Below are 15,677 nucleotides of genomic sequence, written 5' to 3'. Positions count from 1 at the left end.
GGTGCGATCGACTTCGGGAGCGCCAAACCTAGACATATTTCACATAATCCTCACGTAGGGACACGCCGCGCACGCGCGCACGGCCGCGCCGTCAGAAGCGCAGGACCGCCGCGACGCGCCCGTGTCCGGCCAGCGAGTCGTCGGCCACGAAGGCGACCTCGCAGCCGTTGTCCAGGGCCGCTTCGACGATTTCGTCGACGACGTCCTCGCGCACCTGCCCGTCCGTGCCCGGTGTGACGTCGGGGCCCACCGGCTCAAGGTGCCCGTCGGTGACCCTGACCTTCTGCTCGAAGTGCTCCTCGGCCGTGACCAGGCCTGCGCGGCCCTCCTGTACGGCTGTCCAGACCTCGTCCAGCCCTCCGGCGAAGGAGCGGCTGCTCTTGGCGTTGTCGAGCCGGCCCCGGATCCCGGCGGCGGCCTGCTGCCGCCAGTCCTCCAGCGCCGGTGCGAGCTCCTTCAGGAGCTCGGGAGGGCTCGTGTCCGCCGTCGTTCCCTTCGCGATCCGGCCGACGGCCGTCCTCGCGCTCTCCCCCACCTCGTCGAGCAGGGAGAGCGCGGGCGCCAGGCCGACCAGGAAGAGCGGTCGGGGGTCGGCGGCCAGGATCCCGCGCAGCTTCTCGTCGACCGTGCGCAGGAAGTTGCGCGCGTCCTCGCTGCTGTAGGTGCTCGGGGTGTCGCCGATCCGCTCCTCGCGCTGCGGGTTGGGCGCCTCATGCGGGGCGGCGAGCGGGAATCCGCCCCGCTTCTGCGCGCGCAGGCCGTCGTTCGTGCCCGAGAACAGGGTGGCGTGCTCGGCGGAGAAGCCGAGGACCCAGAAATGCCGCGAGCGCGCCTTCGCGGAGACGAGATTGCGGGTGAGGTAGCTGTCGCTCAGCACCACGCGCTCGGGAGCCGTCCGCGGAAGCTGCCAGATCTGGTACTCGTCGGCGTCGGCGAAGATGACCAGGGCGTCCAGCGCCCGGCGCTGATCGACCTCCTCCGCGGCCCGGTCCAGCTGCGCCTTCACGGCGGCCGCGGTCTCCCGGCTCACCCGGGGGTCGGCCTCCAGCCGGTTGCCCGCCTCGGCCACCAGGTTCCGCAGGCGCACGGGGTCCTGGGCGTTCTCCGGCGCCGTGCGGTGGGTCGGCATCGTGAGGGACAGAGCCGGGTAGGGCCGGGTCCTGCGCAGTTCCTGCAAGAGGCCGGGGGTCAGGGCGTCCGTATCCATCGTTCCCTCCCGGAGGGTTCGGGGTGCGCGGTGCTGGGGCCGCCCCTGCGGGGGAGCGACTGGTTCGACGAGTCAATTCATACCTTTTGATCCTAAGATGAGCGAGTTGTTCCCTCGTCCCGCGGAGGTCCGTGCGATGGCCACGCTCACCACGTCCTCGTTGCGGCCGGACGCGGGTACGGCGGCTGACCGGCGGCGGCGCCGGTCACGCGGAAGGACGGCGGTGGCGCCGGTGGGCCCGGGAGGACCTGCCGGTGCGAGCCGGCGCGGGCGGCAGGTGGAGCGCGCATGAGCGCGGCGGAAGCGGTGACGGACGCGCTGCGCGACCTCCATAGGCGGTTCGTGGATGTCCGCGAGGGTGAACGCGCGGACTACATCCCGGAGTTGATGAGATCCGACGCGGGCGATTTCGGCCTCGCGCTCGTGAGCATGGACGGACACCGCTACAGCGCGGGTGCCGCTCACACCCCCTTCACGCTCCAGTCCGTCTCCAAGCCTTTCGTCTACGCCCTCGCGCTCTCCTCGCTCGGCCTCGACGAGGTGGACCGCTGGGTCGGTGCGGAGCCCAGCGGTGAGGCGTACAACGCCATCAGCCTGGAGCGCCGCACGGGGCGGCCCGCCAACGCGATGGTCAACGCCGGGGCCATCGTCGCCACCGCTCTGGTCGCGGGCACCCCGGAAGTCCCCGCGTTCACCCGTATCCTGACCACCCTGAGCAATTTCGCCGGGCGCAGGCTCGACGTCGACGAGGACGTGTACGCCTCCGAGGCCGCCACCGGGGACCGCAACCGCGCCCTCGCCTACCTGATCCGCAGCACGGGCGTCCTGCCCGCCGATCCGGTCGCCGCCGTGGACACCTACTTCCGGCAGTGCGCGGTACGGGTCACGGCGGTCGACCTGGCGGTGATGGCGGCCACCCTCGCGCACGGGGGCGTCAACCCCGTCACCGGTGAGACCGTCGTCGCCCCCGGTGTCGCGGCCCAGGTCCTCGCGGTCATGGCCACCTGCGGCATGTACAACTCCTCCGGCGAATGGCTGCTGCGGGTGGGGCTCCCGGCCAAGAGCGGCGTGTCCGGCGGGCTGATCGCCGCCGGTCCCGCCCGCTTCGGTCTGGCGACCTACAGCCCGCTCCTCGACGCCACGGGGACCTCCGTACGCGGCCGTGAGGCGATCGGCGCCCTCTCGGAGCGCCTGGGGCTCCACCTCATGCGGAATCCCGCGCTCCCCGGGTCCACCGTCACGCTGGCGACCACCGCCGACGTGCTCCCGTCGGCTCCGGCGGGAAAGGAGGCGAGGGCGCTGCGCGAACGCGTCGGAGTCGTCGCCGCCCAGGGCGCCCTCGACGTCACGGCGGTCGAGCGGGTGCTCTTCGCCCTGGACGAGGCGGGCCCCGAGCGCGCCGGTCCCGTCGTGCTCGATCTCCGGGACGTCACGGGGGCCGACGGTGTCGCCCTCGCCCTGTTGCACGCCGGACTCGCCCGCCTCGCGCGCGACGGACGCCGTGCGTCCGTGGTGGACCCGGACGGCCGGCTCGGCCCGCCCGCACTCGTCCGGGGGCGGACCGGCCAGGACCTGCCGCGCTACGGCTCCCGCGAGGAGGCGGTCGAGCACTGCGCGCGGGACCTGGCCGGTCCGCCGTGAGCCCCTACCAGATCGCCTCGACCCACTCGGGGTGGTCGATGAACGGGTTCCGGTTGTGCTGGAAGCGGTCGAATATGACCTCGTTGCGGTTCTGCTCGAAGCTGTCCGGCGGGTCCTCCTGGCTCCACTGCTTCAGCACGGAGAGCCTGCCGATGTTCGGGGCCGAGCCGTTGCTGACGCTGTCGTTCGGTTCGAGATCCGCGAAGGAGTCGTCGCCCTCGTACCGGACCGCCATGTAGAGGATCATCCGGGCGACATCGCCCTTGACCGCGTCGCGCGGTTCGAACGAGTCGCCGTCCGTGAAGTTGCCGGGCGCCCCGGAGACCGCACTGCCGCCGTTGTCGAAGTCCTTGTTGCCGCGGACCGAGTTGACCCCCACGTCCTCGGGGCGCAGGTGGTGGATGTCGGTGCCCGGGCCGGTCGCCGTGCCGAAGTCGCCGTGCGACTTGGCCCAGACGTGCTCGCGGTTCCAGTCGCCCGCGTCGCCGCCGTTGCCGGTCTTCGCCTGGGAGCGACCGGTGTAGAGGAGGATCACGTTCGAGGAGTTCGCGGGGTCCTGGTCGGTGAGCTTCAGGGCGTCCCAGACCTGGGTGTAGGAGAGCTTGGTCTGGTCGCTGATGATCGTGTGGAGCGAACTCCTGAGCGCGGCGCCGGTCTTGCCCAGGGCGTCCTGGTAGTAGGTGTCGTCGAGTGCGGCGGCGGGCGACGTCGTGCCGGTGGTGGCGGGAGGTGTGGGGGTCGCGGCGGGAGCGGTGGCCGCCACGCCGGTGAGTACGGCGACCGAGGCGGCTGTGGCGAGAAGTGGACGCGCGTAGAAAAGGCGACGGCTGGACATGTGGGGTGTCCTCTCCGGGACTGCGAACGGTGTCGTGAGGCCGGGTACTGTCTGCTGGCTCGGGAGCCTTCCACACGCACGGTGCCGGTCGTGTGAACGTTGCGTATTTATCATGTGCAAGTCAAGTGACATCCAATCCGCGCTCGACGGGTCCTCGGATGCGCGGAGTGCGCCCCGGCGCGAGAATTGCCGCAAGGACGAGGAGGCGGCATGAGCGAAGAGTCCGAATCCGCATCGGGGCCCGAGGTCCGGGGCATCACTCCCGACCGTCTGCTGCACACGGGCGGAGACGATCAGCCGAGCGCGGAGGACCTGGTCCTCGCCTCGGGGCGAGACCTCAGTCCCGAGAACCTCGAATGGGCCCGGCGCAGGCTGTCCGAGGAGGGCCGCTCGGCCATGGACAAACGGCTCCCCTAGCGCCCGGGCGGTGCCGTCGGACGGGCGGTGTGCGGGGCACCGCCCGCCGCTCGGATAGCCTGAACGCAATATGAACCGTTTGACGACGTCACAGGGCGAATTCGAGCTGGCCCGCTTCCCCGAGAACCCGCGCGATCCGCTCCGGGCGTGGGACGCCGCCGACGAGTACCTGCTGCGGAGGCTGGACGGCGACGAGGGGAGCGAACCCGTCCACCCGTCCGGCACCGTCGCCGTCGTGGGCGACCGCTGGGGGGCTCTCACCACCGCGCTGGCCGCCCACCGGCCCGTGCAGATCAGCGACTCCTACCTCACCCGGCGGGCGACCACCGCCAACCTCGGGCGCAACGGCGTCCCGGCGGACTCCGTCCGGATGCTGTCGGCCCGTGACACCCCGCCCGAGCGCGTGGACCTGCTGCTCGTCCGCGTACCCAAGAGCCTCGCGCTCCTGGAGGACCAGCTGCACCGGCTCGCGCCCGCCGTGCACGCGGGGACCGTCGTCATCGGCACCGGCATGGTGAAGGAGATCCACACCTCCACGCTGAAGCTGTTCGAGCGGATCATCGGGCCCACCCGCACATCCCTCGCGGTCAAGAAGGCGCGGCTGATCCACTGCACGCCCGATCCCTCGCTGCCCAGGACCCCCAGCCCCTGGCCGTACCACTACGACCTGCCCGACGACATCGGCGTGGCCTCCGGGCGGACCGTCACCAACCACGCGGGGATCTTCTGCGCCGAGCGCCTCGACGTCGGCACCCGCTTCTTCCTGAAGCACCTCCCCGCGCGGTCGGGCCCCGACCACGTCGTCGACCTCGGCTGCGGGAACGGCGTCGTCGGCACCGCCGCCGCGCTCGCCAACCCCGCGGCGTCCGTCACCTTCATCGACGAGTCGTACCAGGCCGTCGCCTCGGCCGAGGCGACCTTCCGGGCGAACACGGACGCCGATGCCGCCTTCGTGGTCGGGGACGCGATGGCGGACGTGGCACCGCGGAGCGTGGACCTCGTCCTCACCAACCCGCCGTTCCACTCGCACCAGGCGGTCACCGACGCCACGGCCCGGAACATGTTCCGGGGAGCACACGCCTCGCTGCGGCAGGGCGGTGAGCTGTGGGTGGTCGGCAACCGCCACCTCGGCTACCACACACAGCTGCGCCGGATCTTCGGCAACTGCGTCACCGTCGCGGGCGACCCCAAGTTCGTCGTCCTGCGGGCCGTCAAGCGCTGATCCCCCTGCCGGCGCCCTCCCCGGAACGCGCCGGGGTGCGGTATCCATGGAACCGTACGAGGACGCCGGGCCGGCGGTGACGGGCCACGGCGCACTGCCGGAGCCGGCCCCGGTTCCACCCGGGCGGAAAGGGGCGAGCCCATGGACGGCACCGTGGAAGGCGCGGATCCCGGACTGTTCGGCCCCCACTCCGTCACCTGGCAGATGCACGGCGATCCCATGATGTGGGTGGCCGGGGTACGGGCCCTCTACCTGCAGGCCCTGCACCCGCGCGCCCTGCGCGGCGTCCTGCAGAACAGCGACTTCCGCAAGGACGCCTGGGGACGACTGCTGCGCACCGCGGACTTCGTCGGCACGCTCAGCTACGGCACCACGGGCGCGGCCGAGAAGTACGGCGCCAGGGTCCGCAGGATCCACCGGCTCCTGCGGGCCACCGACCCGGCCACCGGCGAGGTCTACGGCATCGACGAACCGGAACTCCTGCTCTGGGTGCACTGCGCGGAGGTGGACTCCTACCTCCAGGTCGAGCGCCGCTCCGGCTTCCCGCTCAGCGACGCCCTGGCCGACCGCTACGTCGACGAACAGCGCGAGTCCGCCCGGCTCGTCGGCCTCGACCCCTCCGGAGTGCCCGGCTCGGCCGCCGCCCTACGCGCCTACTTCGAAGGCATCCGTCCCCGGCTGGCAGCGGGTGCGGAGGCACGGGAGGTCGACGACTTCCTGCGCAGCCCGCCCGTACCCGCCCTCCTCGTTCCGGCGCGTGCCCTGCTGTGGCGGCGGGTGGCCGCCCTCGCCTACGACTCCCTGCCCGCGTACGCCCACGAGCTGTACGGCAGGCCCGCGCCCGCTCCGGCGGTGGCCGACCGCCGCCTGCGCGCCACGGGGGCGCTCCTGCGCCTCGTCCCCGCCCGCCTGCGCCGTCGTCTGCCTCCACGCCACATCGCGAAGGCGATGGCACGACTGGGCCCGGGCAGCAGACCCACCCCGTACGAACTCCGCAGGCTGGGCGCCATACTGGACGGTGCCGAAGAGGGCGCGGGGCCGGGGGAGCGCCCTTCGGATCGGGCCGGGGCAGGGTAGGTGAGCCCGGCGCGGTCCGGACGAGGCCCGGGCGGGCAGTGCGAGGCAGACGGGGGCGGTAACGGGCGATGGCGGACACGAGGCTGATCCAGAGCCGCTACCGGCTGCTCGATCTCATCGGGCGCGGGGGCATGGGCGAGGTGTGGCGCGCGCGGGACGAGGCACTCGGCCGCCAGGTGGCCGTCAAGTGCCTGAAACCGGTGGGGCCGCAGCACGACAAGGACTTCACGCGCGTCCTGCGCGAGCGCTTCCGCCGCGAGGCGCGGGTGGCCGCCGCGCTCCAGCACCGGGGCGTCACCGTCGTCCACGACTTCGGCGAGTTCGACGGGGTCCTGTATCTCGTCATGGAACTCCTGGAGGGACGCAACCTCAGCCAGCTCCTGGAGGACAACCGGCAGAAGCCGCTGCCGGTGGCCGACGTCGTCGACATCGCCGACCAGGTCGCCGACGCTCTCGGCTACACCCATCAGCAGGGCATCGTGCACCGCGACCTCAAGCCCGCCAACATCATGCGGCTCGACGACGGAGCGGTGAAGATCTGCGACTTCGGCATCGCCAGGCTCGGCCACGACATCGGCTTCACCTCACGCCTCACCGGTACCGGGATCGCGATGGGGACCCCGCACTACATGTCACCCGAGCAGATCGGCGGGGGTGAGGTCGACCACCGCAGCGACCTGTACTCCCTGGGCTGCGTGCTGTACGAGATCGCCACGGGCGCACCACCGTTCGACATGGACGACGCCTGGGCCGTCCTCGTGGGGCACCGCGACACCGCCCCGGAGCCGCCGCGCGCCCGGCGGGCCGAACTCCCCGGATTCCTCGACCGGGTCGTCCTCGACCTGCTGGCCAAGACGCCGGACGAGAGGCCGGCCGACGCCGGAGACCTGCGGCAGCGCATCGCGGTCGGCCGCACCGGCGAGCAGCCGGCCGGCCCACACGGCTCCCCGGCCCCGCCGCCGGCGCGGGGCGTGGACGGCCCGGCCCGACTGCCGTCCTGGACACGGCACATGACCAGCGGCCCCAAGGCCGCAGGTGACACCGCACGGACCACGACGGCGGCCCCCGACCACACGAGCGACCTGACCGGATCCTGGACGACGGCGGCTCCGTCCGTGCTCACCGGTGCGTTCCCGCCCGCCGGCCACGGCCGCCCCGCCCCGGCGCCCGAACTGCTCGCCACCCTGGCCAGCCGTCACCGCGCGGGACTGAACCTGGGGCGGCTCGGCCACTGGGAGGAGGCCGCGGAGGTGCACCGCGAGGTGGCCACCGCACGACGCCACGCCCTCGGCCCCGACCACCCCGACACGCTGGCCAGCGGGTACGAGGCCGGATACGCCCTCAGCCGCACCGGGCGGGCCGAGGACGCGCTGCGCGCGTTCGGCCGGGCCGCCGACGGCCGGGAACGGGTCCTCGGCCCCGACCACCCCGACACCCTCGCCGCGCGGCAGGAGACCGCGTACGTACTCGGCCACCTGGGCCGGCACTTCGAGGCGCACCAGGTGTACGCGGCGGTCCTCGCCTCCCGCGAGCGTTCCATGGGGCCGGACCATCCCGACACCCTGCGCTGCCGCCACAACCTGGCCTTCAACCTCAGCAGGCTGGGCCGCCCCGAGGAGTCGTACCGCATGGCCCGCGAGGTGGCCGACGCCAGGCGCCGTCTCCTCGGCGCGGCGCACCCGGACACCCTGGCCACCCTGTACGAAGTGGCCTGCACCCTGGGCCGCCTGGAGCGCTGGACCGAGGCCCTGCGCACCTACCGCGAGGTGGTGCGGGCCCGCACCGACACGCTGGGCGCCGACCACCCCGGCACCCTCGCCGCCCGCTACGAGATGGGCGTCAGCCTCGGCCGGCTCGGCCGCAGCGCCGAGGCCCTGGAGCTCTACCGGGGGCTCGCCGAGGACCGTGCGCGGGTGAGCGGCGCGGCCGACCCCGAGACGCTTCGTGCCCGGCACGGCCTCTGCGTCAGCCTCGGGCGGCTCGCACGCTGGGAGGAGGCGCTCGCCGAGTCGCGCGAGGTGTGTGCGATCCGGGTCCGCACGCTGGGCCCCGACCATCCCGACACGCTCGTCAGCCGGCGCGAGGTCGCCGTCGGCCTGGGCTGGCTCGGCCGGTGGGATGAGGCCCTGACCGGCTACCGGGTGGTCGCCGAGGCCCGCGAACGCGTACTGGGAGTCCACCACCCCGACGCCCTCGCAGGCCGCAACGACGAGGCCCACTGCCTGGAGCAGCTCGGCCGGGGCGCCGAGGCCGCAGACCTGTACCGGCGCGTCGCCGACCTGAGCCGGGAGCGGGGGCCGTCCCCGCACTGACGTCAGGCCGAGGCGCCCCGCGCGCGGTACAGGTCGCGGAGCAGGGCGATCTCGGCCCCGTGGTGCAGGATCTCCTGGTTGACCCACCAGACGGTGTCGATGAACGGGTCCTCCGGGTCGCTGCCGTACGGATAGGTGCTGTGGCCGACCGTGTCGAGTGCCGCGTCGTCGGCGCCCACGAGTGCCGAGCGCCATGCGTCCGCCGACGCCTCGAAGTCCGCGACCGCACCTGCGGCGTCACCCACCACGCGGTAGTCGTCCCGAGTCATGCCGTGCTCCCCCGCCGTGTGGTCGGCGCGCAGGGCGAGCAGTTCGCTGAGGTGGCTCAGGCGCCACGCGAGGGTCGTGAAGGGCGGCGGGGAAGGATGCGGGAACGGCCCCGTGTCACGCCCCCAGTCGCCCGAGCCCGTCAGGGACGTCGCGCCCGGACCCGGCCCCGCGCTGTGCCGGCGCACGGACCAGCAGTCCTTGACGGGTTCCCACAGGTACTCCGCGTCGGTCAGGACCGTGACCTCCACGTCGGTTCCGTTCCCGCTGTCGGCCGTAGGCCCCGCCATGCGGTTCACGAGCCGCTCGCGCGCCCAGTCGAACTGCTCCAGCAGCGGAATCAGACGTGCGGGGGTGTCCATGGGGGGCTCCTCGTGTGTACGGGGCGGGAAACGTCCGGGGCGAGCACCCTGCCACAGCACCCCCCGCCCCGCCCAGCGCTTCCGGGCACTCGCGCCGGGCCCGCCCGCCCTCTGTCCACGGGCGATCAGCGCGTGTTACGAAGGGACATGCCCGCAGAACAGATGTCCTCACCCGGCGCGCCCTCGCGCGGCGACTACGACGCGGTCGTCGTGGGCGGCGGTCACAACGGCCTGGTCGCCGCCGCCTACCTCGCCCGCGCCGGCCGGTCGGTCCTCGTCCTCGAACGTCTCGCCGGCACCGGAGGCGCGGCCGTGTCGACGCGCCCGTTCGAAGGCGTCGACGCCCGGCTCTCCCGGTACTCCTACCTGGTCTCGCTCCTCCCGGGGAAGATCGTGCGCGAACTGGGCCTCGACTTCGCCGTGCGCAAGCGCACCGTCTCCTCGTACACCCCCACGACGCGCGGCGGCCGTTCGACGGGACTGCTCGTCGGCGGAGACGGGACGCGCGGCTCGTTCGCCGCGCTCACCGGGAGCGACCGTGAGTACGACGCCTGGGAGCGCTTCTACGGGGTGACGCGGAAGGCCGCCGAGCGTGTCTTCCCGACCCTCACCGAACCGCTCGTCACCCGCGACGCCCTGCGGGACCGCGTGGACGACGAAGAGGTCTGGCGGATGCTGTTCGAGGAACCCGTCGGAGTCGCGGTGGAGCGGTACTTCAGCGACGACCTCGTACGCGGAGTCGTGCTCACCGACGCGCTCATCGGCACGTTCGCCGACGCCCACGACCCGTCGCTCCTCCAGAACCGCTGCTTCCTCTACCACGTGATCGGCAACTCCACCGGCGACTGGGACGTGCCGGTCGGCGGGATGGGCGCGCTCACCGACGCGCTGGCCGGTGCCGCGTCGGCCGCCGGCGCCGAGATCCGGGTCCTGCACGAGGCGACGCGCATCGAGACGGACGGGGCGCGTGCGGAGGTCACCGTCCGCTCACCCGACGGGGAACACGTCGTCGCCGCGCGGCGGGTCCTGGTCAACGCGTCGCCCCGGGCGCTCGCCGAACTGCTCGGCGAGAAGCCGCCACCCGCGGCCGAGGGCTCCCAGCTGAAGGTGAACATGCTGCTCACGCGGCTGCCGAGGCTGCGTGACCGTGCCGTCGACCCGCACCGGGCGTTCGCCGGGACGTTCCACGTCGCCGAGGGATACGAGCAACTGGCCGCCGCGTACCGTGAGGCGGCGTCCGGGCGTCCCCCCGGCGCCCCGCCCTCCGAGATCTACTGCCACTCCCTGACCGACCCGTCGATCCTCGGCCCCGGCCTCGCGGAGCGCGGCTACCAGACCCTGACCCTCTTCGGCCTGCACACGCCCGCCCGGCTCTTCGAGGCGGACAACGAGGCGACGCGCACGGCCCTGCTCGCCGCGACCCTGACCCAGCTCGACGCCCACCTCGACGAGCCGATCGCCGACTGCCTCGCCGTCGACGCCACGGGGAAGCCGTGCATCGAGGCGAAGACACCGCTCGACCTGGAGCGCGAACTCGGGCTGCCCGGCGGGCACATCTTCCACCGGGACCTGTCCTTCCCGTACGCCGGCGAGGACACCGGCCGCTGGGGTGTCGAGACCTCCCACGCCAACGTCCTGCTGTGCGGCGCGGGCGCGGTGCGCGGCGGCGGGGTCAGCGGCGTACCCGGTCACAACGCGGCCATGGCGGCCCTGGGCAGATGAGCCCGACGGGTCGCAGGGGCGCGGCGCGCCGGAAGGAGGTGCGGGGCGTGGGCAGTCTCTCCGGGCGCGGCCCACGCTCCGCACATGTGCCCTGAGGTGTCCGCTCAGCCGCCGATGAGCGAGAAGCCGAGCACGACCCCCGCCGACACCGTCACCTTGCCCGGCGTCAGATCACCTTCGCCGCCGCCGGAGTCGTGGCTGCTGTGACTGCGGTAGTTCTGCACCTGCTCGGCGTCCACGTCCTTGATGTGGACGACGGGACCGAGCTGCGCTCCCGCCGCCTCCGCGTACAGGGCGGCCTTCTCCCGTGCGGCGGCCACGGCCGCCGCACGGGCCCTGGCACGGAGCTCCCTCTTCGTCCGCACATCGAACTCGACGCCCTTGACCTCGTTGGCCCCGGCCTCGACGACCTCGACGAGCACCGTCTCCAGGCTGTCGAGGTCGCGGAGTTCGATCACGAAGGACGCGGTGCACTCATACCCCACGAAGGTGCGTTCGCCGCCGTAGGTCCACTGGGAGTGGAGGTTCAGCCTGGACGTGGACACGGCTGTCTCCGGCACCCGGTGGCCGCGCAGGACCTCCCGGATGCGGTTCACCCCGCTCCGCGTGGCCTCGAACGCCTCGCCGGGCTTGTTCCTGGTCTGGGATATCGCGACCCGCAGGCGTGCCAGGTCGGGCGCGGCGTCCACGCTCGCCGCCCCGAACACCGACACGCCCCAGGGCGCCTCTATGGACTGGGTTCCGTTCATGCCGGCCATCCAACCAGCAGGACCGGCTCAGTCGGCGGAAACGGTCCACCCGGTCGCCTCGATGCGGCCGGCGTCGCCCGGCTTCCTCTCGTCGAAGAGTGTCCGGCGGCCGTCCCGCACCCGTAGCGCGTCCACGTACACACCACGCCCCACGTACAGCTGGTCGGTCGTGTAACGCCAGCGGATCCGCACCTGCGTGCCGCGCCACGCGCTCAGGTCCGCCTCCAGGGAGTGCCAGACGCGTCCCGACCACCCCGAGACCGAGCCGTCCGGATGCGCGCTGGAGTTCCTGGGCCGCGCCCCCTCTGCGGGCACCGTGGTGAAGGCGACGGGCTGCCAGGTCGCGCCGGAGTCCGAGGACGCCTCCAGGCGCAGGGAGTCGGACGCCGGTTCGGTGTCCCACCACAGGCCGCAGCTCAGTACGGGCTGCGAGGAGGAGGGGCGCAGCGCGGGGAGTGTCAGCGTCGCGGTGGTGGCGCTCGCCATGCCGGAGAACCAGGCGGTGCCGCCCCGTGCCGGACGGACCGGCACCGCGCGCGCCATCCGGTTGGCCGTGGCCACCCGGGGGGCGCTTCCCGAACGCCAGGTGCGCACCGGGTGCACGGAGTTGCCCAGGACGATCAGGAAGGAGTCCGTGGTCGGGTCGAGGACCAGGCTCGTACCCGTGAAACCGGTGTGACCCGCGGTGCGCGGGGTGGCCATCGCGCCCATGTACCAGTGCTGGTAGAGCTCGAAGCCCAGACCGTGCTCGTCGCCGGGGAACGCCGTGTTGAAGTCGGTGAACATCAGCTCCACGGAATCCTCGGACAGGATCCGGGACCTGCCGTAGACGCCGCCGTTGAGCAGGGTGCGCGCCAGGATCGCGAGGTCCCAGGCGCAGGAGAAGACCCCCGCGTGCCCCGCCACACCCCCGAAGCCGTACGCGTTCTCGTCGTGCACCTCGCCCCAGACGAGCCCGCGTTCGAGACCGGACCAGGGAAGGCGGGAGTCCTCGGTCGCCGCGATCTTCGGCTTCCAGGAGGCGGGCGGGTTGTACCGCGTGCGGTGCATTCCGAGCGGAGCGGTGATCTCCTCGCGGAGCAGGACGTCCTGGGTGCGGCCGGTGATCTTCTCCAGGATCAGCTGCAGCGAGATCAGATTCAGGTCGGAGTAGAGGTACTTGCTGCCCGGAGTGGACGCGGGGACCTCCTCCCACAGGAGGCGGAGCTGTCCCTCCCGGGTCGGCTCCTTGTAGAGCGGGATCCAGGCCCGGAAGCCCGACGTGTGGGTGAGGAGCTGCCGCACCGTCACGTCCTGCTTGCCGCCCCCGGCGAACTCGGGGAGGTACGAGGCCACCCGCGCTTCCAGCGTCAGCGCTCCGCGCTCGATCTGCTGGACGGCGAGGATCGAGGTGAACAGCTTTGACACCGACGCCAGGTCGAAGACCGTGTCCTCGGCCATGGGGATCTGCTGGTCCGCGGGGAACTCCACCCCGCTGTCCGTCTTCTCGTCGTACGCCGAGTAGCGCACCGCCGAGCCGATCGGACGGTGCAGGGCCACGGTGCCGCCCCGGCCGGCGAGCAGGACCGCGCCCGCGTACCAGGGGTGCGTGGGGGAGTCGGAGAGGTACTTCTCCGCATCGGCGACCAGCCGGTCCAGCTGATCCGGCAGCAGGCCGGCCCGCGCTGCCGGGCCGCGCCGCAGAGTGGGCCGGTTCCGCCCTGGTTCCATGACCGTCCCGGTTCCCGATGTCCTGCCCGGAGTCCCGCCGTCCTCCGGGGCCCGGCCCGCGGCGAGCGCCGGTCCCGCGGCACCCGCCAGGGGAAGCGGAGCGAGGGCGAGTGCCCCGCCCAGAGCCAGTATCCCGCTGCCCAGCCTCCGACGGCTCATTCCCCGGTCCGACACGTATCCGGCCATCCGGAACCCCTTCCCCTCACGTCGAAAGCACCCTGCGCGAAAGTAACTTTCGAAATCTCGTACGGCGATGAAACTTCCTGCCGAACCAGAGGCTACTGTCACGGCAGCCCCTCGTGTCCCTGGGACGACGAAAGAATCTGACGTGACGACAGTCGCCTTGTCCGGTCACGTCTCCTTCGCCCCGTCTTCTCCCCGGCGGCCGGGCGACCGCTCCTCACGGGCCCGCCGGGCACCGACCGGCGCCGGGACCGGCCGCGGCAACGGCAGCCCTCGACGGTGCGGGAGACGGCCGCACGGACCGTCGACACCGGCGCCCACGGCTCTTGACCCCCGGCGCCCCGCCACCCAGGATCACGCCATGACAGGTGTACGCAGCAGCACAGTGGACGGCGTCCTCACACGCAGCGCACGACGCACCCCCGGGCGCACCGCGCTCAGGTACGCCGGACGGACCTGGACCTACGCCGCGCTGGACGAGGCGGTCAGCACCGCTGCCGCGGTCCTGACGGACGAGCACGGACTGGGCTTCGGCGACCGGGTGGCGACCTACGCCCACAACTCCGACGCGTATCTGATCGCCTACCTGGCCTGCGCCCGGGCCGGGCTGGTGCACGTGCCGGTCAATCAGAACCTCACGGGCGAGGACCTGGAGTACATCATCGGGCAGTCCGGCAGCGCGCTCGTCCTCACCGACCCCGACCTCGCACCCCGCGTCCCGGCCGGTCACGCCGTACGGGCGCTCCGGGATGCCCCGGACTCCCTGCTGGACGAACTGGACACGCCGCGCCCCTTCGCGCCCGCGCGCGAACCCGGCGCCGACGACCTGGTGCAGCTCCTCTACACCTCCGGCACCACGGCCCTGCCCAAGGGCGCGATGATGACGCACGGCGCGCTGGTGCACGAGTACGTCAGTGCCGTCACCGCCCTGGACCTGCGCGCCACCGACCGGCCCGTGCACTCGCTGCCGCTCTACCACTCCGCGCAGATGCACGTGTTCCTGCTGCCGTACCTCGCCGTGGGCGCCGAGAACACGGTCCTCGACGCACCGGACGCCGGGCGGATCTTCGACCTGATCGAGGCCGGACGGGCGGACAGCCTCTTCGCGCCGCCGACGGTCTGGATCGGACTCGCCAACCATCCGGATTTCGCGACCCGCGAGCTCGGCGCCCTGCGCAAGGCGTACTACGGCGCTTCGATCATGCCCGTTCCGGTGCTCGAGCGTCTGCGCGAGCGGCTGCCGGGACTGGCCTTCTACAACTGCTTCGGGCAGAGCGAGATCGGGCCCCTCGCCACCGTGCTGGGCCCCGACGAGCACGAGGGGCGGATGGACTCCTGCGGGCGCCCCGTGCTCTTCGTCGAGGCGAGAGTGGTCGACGACGCGGGCAAGGAGGTCCCCGACGGGGAGGCGGGTGAAGTCGTCTACCGCTCCCCGCAGCTGTGCCGGGGCTACTGGGACAAGCCGGAGGAGAGCGCCGAGGCCTTCCGCGACGGCTGGTTCCGCTCCGGTGACCTCGCGGTGCGCGACACCGACGGCTACTTCACGGTCGTCGACCGGGTGAAGGACGTCATCAACTCGGGAGGGGTGCTCGTCGCCTCCCGCCAGGTGGAGGATGTCCTCTACACCCATCCGGCTGTGGCGGAGACGGCCGTGGTCGGGCTCCCGGACCCGCGCTGGATCGAGGCGGTCACGGCCTTCGTGGTGCTCCGCGGCGAGGCGACGGAGGCCGAGCTGATCGGTCACGCCCGCGAGCGGCTCGCACCTTTCAAGGCCCCGAAGCGGGTGTTGTTCGTCGGTGAACTCCCGCGCAACGCCAGCGGAAAGATCCTGAAGAGGGAGCTGCGGGACCGGTACACCGGGGCGGGCGGCTGACCCCCCGTCCGACGGGGCCCACCCCTTAGCCCGTTCGCCGTCGCGGGCATGATTCCTCCTCAGCTTCCGTCCGGGATCGGATGACCTGGGCAAACGAGCG

The 15,677-nt window shown here is 72.6% G+C and carries 12 protein-coding genes; 7 read left to right on the top strand and 5 right to left on the bottom strand.

Going from position 1 to position 15,677, the window contains the following annotated elements:
* Positions 1-91 precede the first annotated feature (91 nt).
* On the bottom strand, positions 92-1,207 hold the full coding sequence (locus tag OHT61_RS02270) for a baeRF3 domain-containing protein (protein WP_329034560.1): 1,116 nt from the start codon (positions 1,205-1,207) through the stop codon (positions 92-94).
* Positions 1,208-1,495: 288 nt separating this feature from the next.
* Here OHT61_RS02270 and glsA point away from each other — a divergent pair, with 288 nt between their 5' ends.
* Positions 1,496-2,848: a glutaminase A gene (gene glsA / locus OHT61_RS02265; RefSeq protein WP_329034557.1), complete on the top strand. Its 1,353-nt coding sequence runs from the start codon at positions 1,496-1,498 to the stop codon at positions 2,846-2,848.
* Positions 2,849-2,852: 4 nt separating this feature from the next.
* Here the strand turns inward: glsA and OHT61_RS02260 are convergent, their stop codons facing one another.
* Positions 2,853-3,683 (bottom strand): endonuclease I family protein, encoded by an 831-nt coding sequence (locus OHT61_RS02260; protein WP_329034555.1) that lies wholly within the window; start codon positions 3,681-3,683, stop codon positions 2,853-2,855.
* A gap of 210 nt (positions 3,684-3,893) precedes the next feature.
* On the opposite strand from OHT61_RS02260, the gene OHT61_RS02255 reads away from it, so the two are divergent.
* The 4 genes from OHT61_RS02255 (at position 3,894) to OHT61_RS02240 (ending at position 8,711) form a co-directional block, all read left to right on the top strand.
* Positions 3,894-4,100, top strand: coding sequence for a hypothetical protein (locus tag OHT61_RS02255; RefSeq protein ID WP_329034553.1), 207 nt, complete (start codon positions 3,894-3,896; stop codon positions 4,098-4,100).
* A gap of 70 nt (positions 4,101-4,170) precedes the next feature.
* The gene (locus OHT61_RS02250) at positions 4,171-5,322 is read left to right on the top strand and encodes a methyltransferase (protein WP_329034552.1); all 1,152 of its coding nucleotides are present in this window, start codon (positions 4,171-4,173) and stop codon (positions 5,320-5,322) included.
* A 141-nt stretch (positions 5,323-5,463) separates the two neighbouring features.
* Positions 5,464-6,399, top strand: a complete 936-nt coding sequence (locus OHT61_RS02245) for an oxygenase MpaB family protein (RefSeq protein ID WP_329034550.1) — start codon at positions 5,464-5,466, stop codon at positions 6,397-6,399.
* A gap of 68 nt (positions 6,400-6,467) precedes the next feature.
* On the top strand, positions 6,468-8,711 hold the full coding sequence (locus tag OHT61_RS02240; protein WP_329034548.1) for a serine/threonine-protein kinase: 2,244 nt from the start codon (positions 6,468-6,470) through the stop codon (positions 8,709-8,711).
* Positions 8,712-8,713: 2 nt separating this feature from the next.
* Here OHT61_RS02240 and OHT61_RS02235 read toward each other — a convergent pair whose 3' ends face one another.
* Complete coding sequence (locus OHT61_RS02235; RefSeq protein ID WP_329034546.1) at positions 8,714-9,340, bottom strand: DinB family protein; 627 nt, start codon at positions 9,338-9,340, stop codon at positions 8,714-8,716.
* Between the two features lie 147 nt (positions 9,341-9,487).
* On the opposite strand from OHT61_RS02235, the gene OHT61_RS02230 reads away from it, so the two are divergent.
* The gene (locus tag OHT61_RS02230) at positions 9,488-11,062 is read left to right on the top strand and encodes a phytoene desaturase family protein (RefSeq protein ID WP_329034544.1); all 1,575 of its coding nucleotides are present in this window, start codon (positions 9,488-9,490) and stop codon (positions 11,060-11,062) included.
* A gap of 104 nt (positions 11,063-11,166) precedes the next feature.
* Here the strand turns inward: OHT61_RS02230 and OHT61_RS02225 are convergent, their stop codons facing one another.
* Together OHT61_RS02225 and OHT61_RS02220 are read right to left on the bottom strand one after the other, a co-directional pair.
* The gene (locus OHT61_RS02225; protein ID WP_329034542.1) at positions 11,167-11,811 is read right to left on the bottom strand and encodes an SIMPL domain-containing protein; all 645 of its coding nucleotides are present in this window, start codon (positions 11,809-11,811) and stop codon (positions 11,167-11,169) included.
* Positions 11,812-11,838: 27 nt separating this feature from the next.
* The gene (locus OHT61_RS02220) at positions 11,839-13,707 is read right to left on the bottom strand and encodes a serine hydrolase (RefSeq protein WP_329034541.1); all 1,869 of its coding nucleotides are present in this window, start codon (positions 13,705-13,707) and stop codon (positions 11,839-11,841) included.
* 358 nt (positions 13,708-14,065) lie between these two features.
* Between OHT61_RS02220 and OHT61_RS02215 the strand changes: the two genes are divergently transcribed.
* Complete coding sequence (locus OHT61_RS02215) at positions 14,066-15,577, top strand: acyl-CoA synthetase (RefSeq protein WP_329034539.1); 1,512 nt, start codon at positions 14,066-14,068, stop codon at positions 15,575-15,577.
* Positions 15,578-15,677: the final 100 nt, after the last annotated feature.

This window comes from Streptomyces sp. NBC_00178 (assembly GCF_036206005.1).
Lineage (GTDB): Bacteria > Actinomycetota > Actinomycetes > Streptomycetales > Streptomycetaceae > Streptomyces.
The sequence above is the reverse complement of the archived record's forward strand: the minus strand, read 5'-3'. Positions and strand labels throughout refer to the sequence as shown.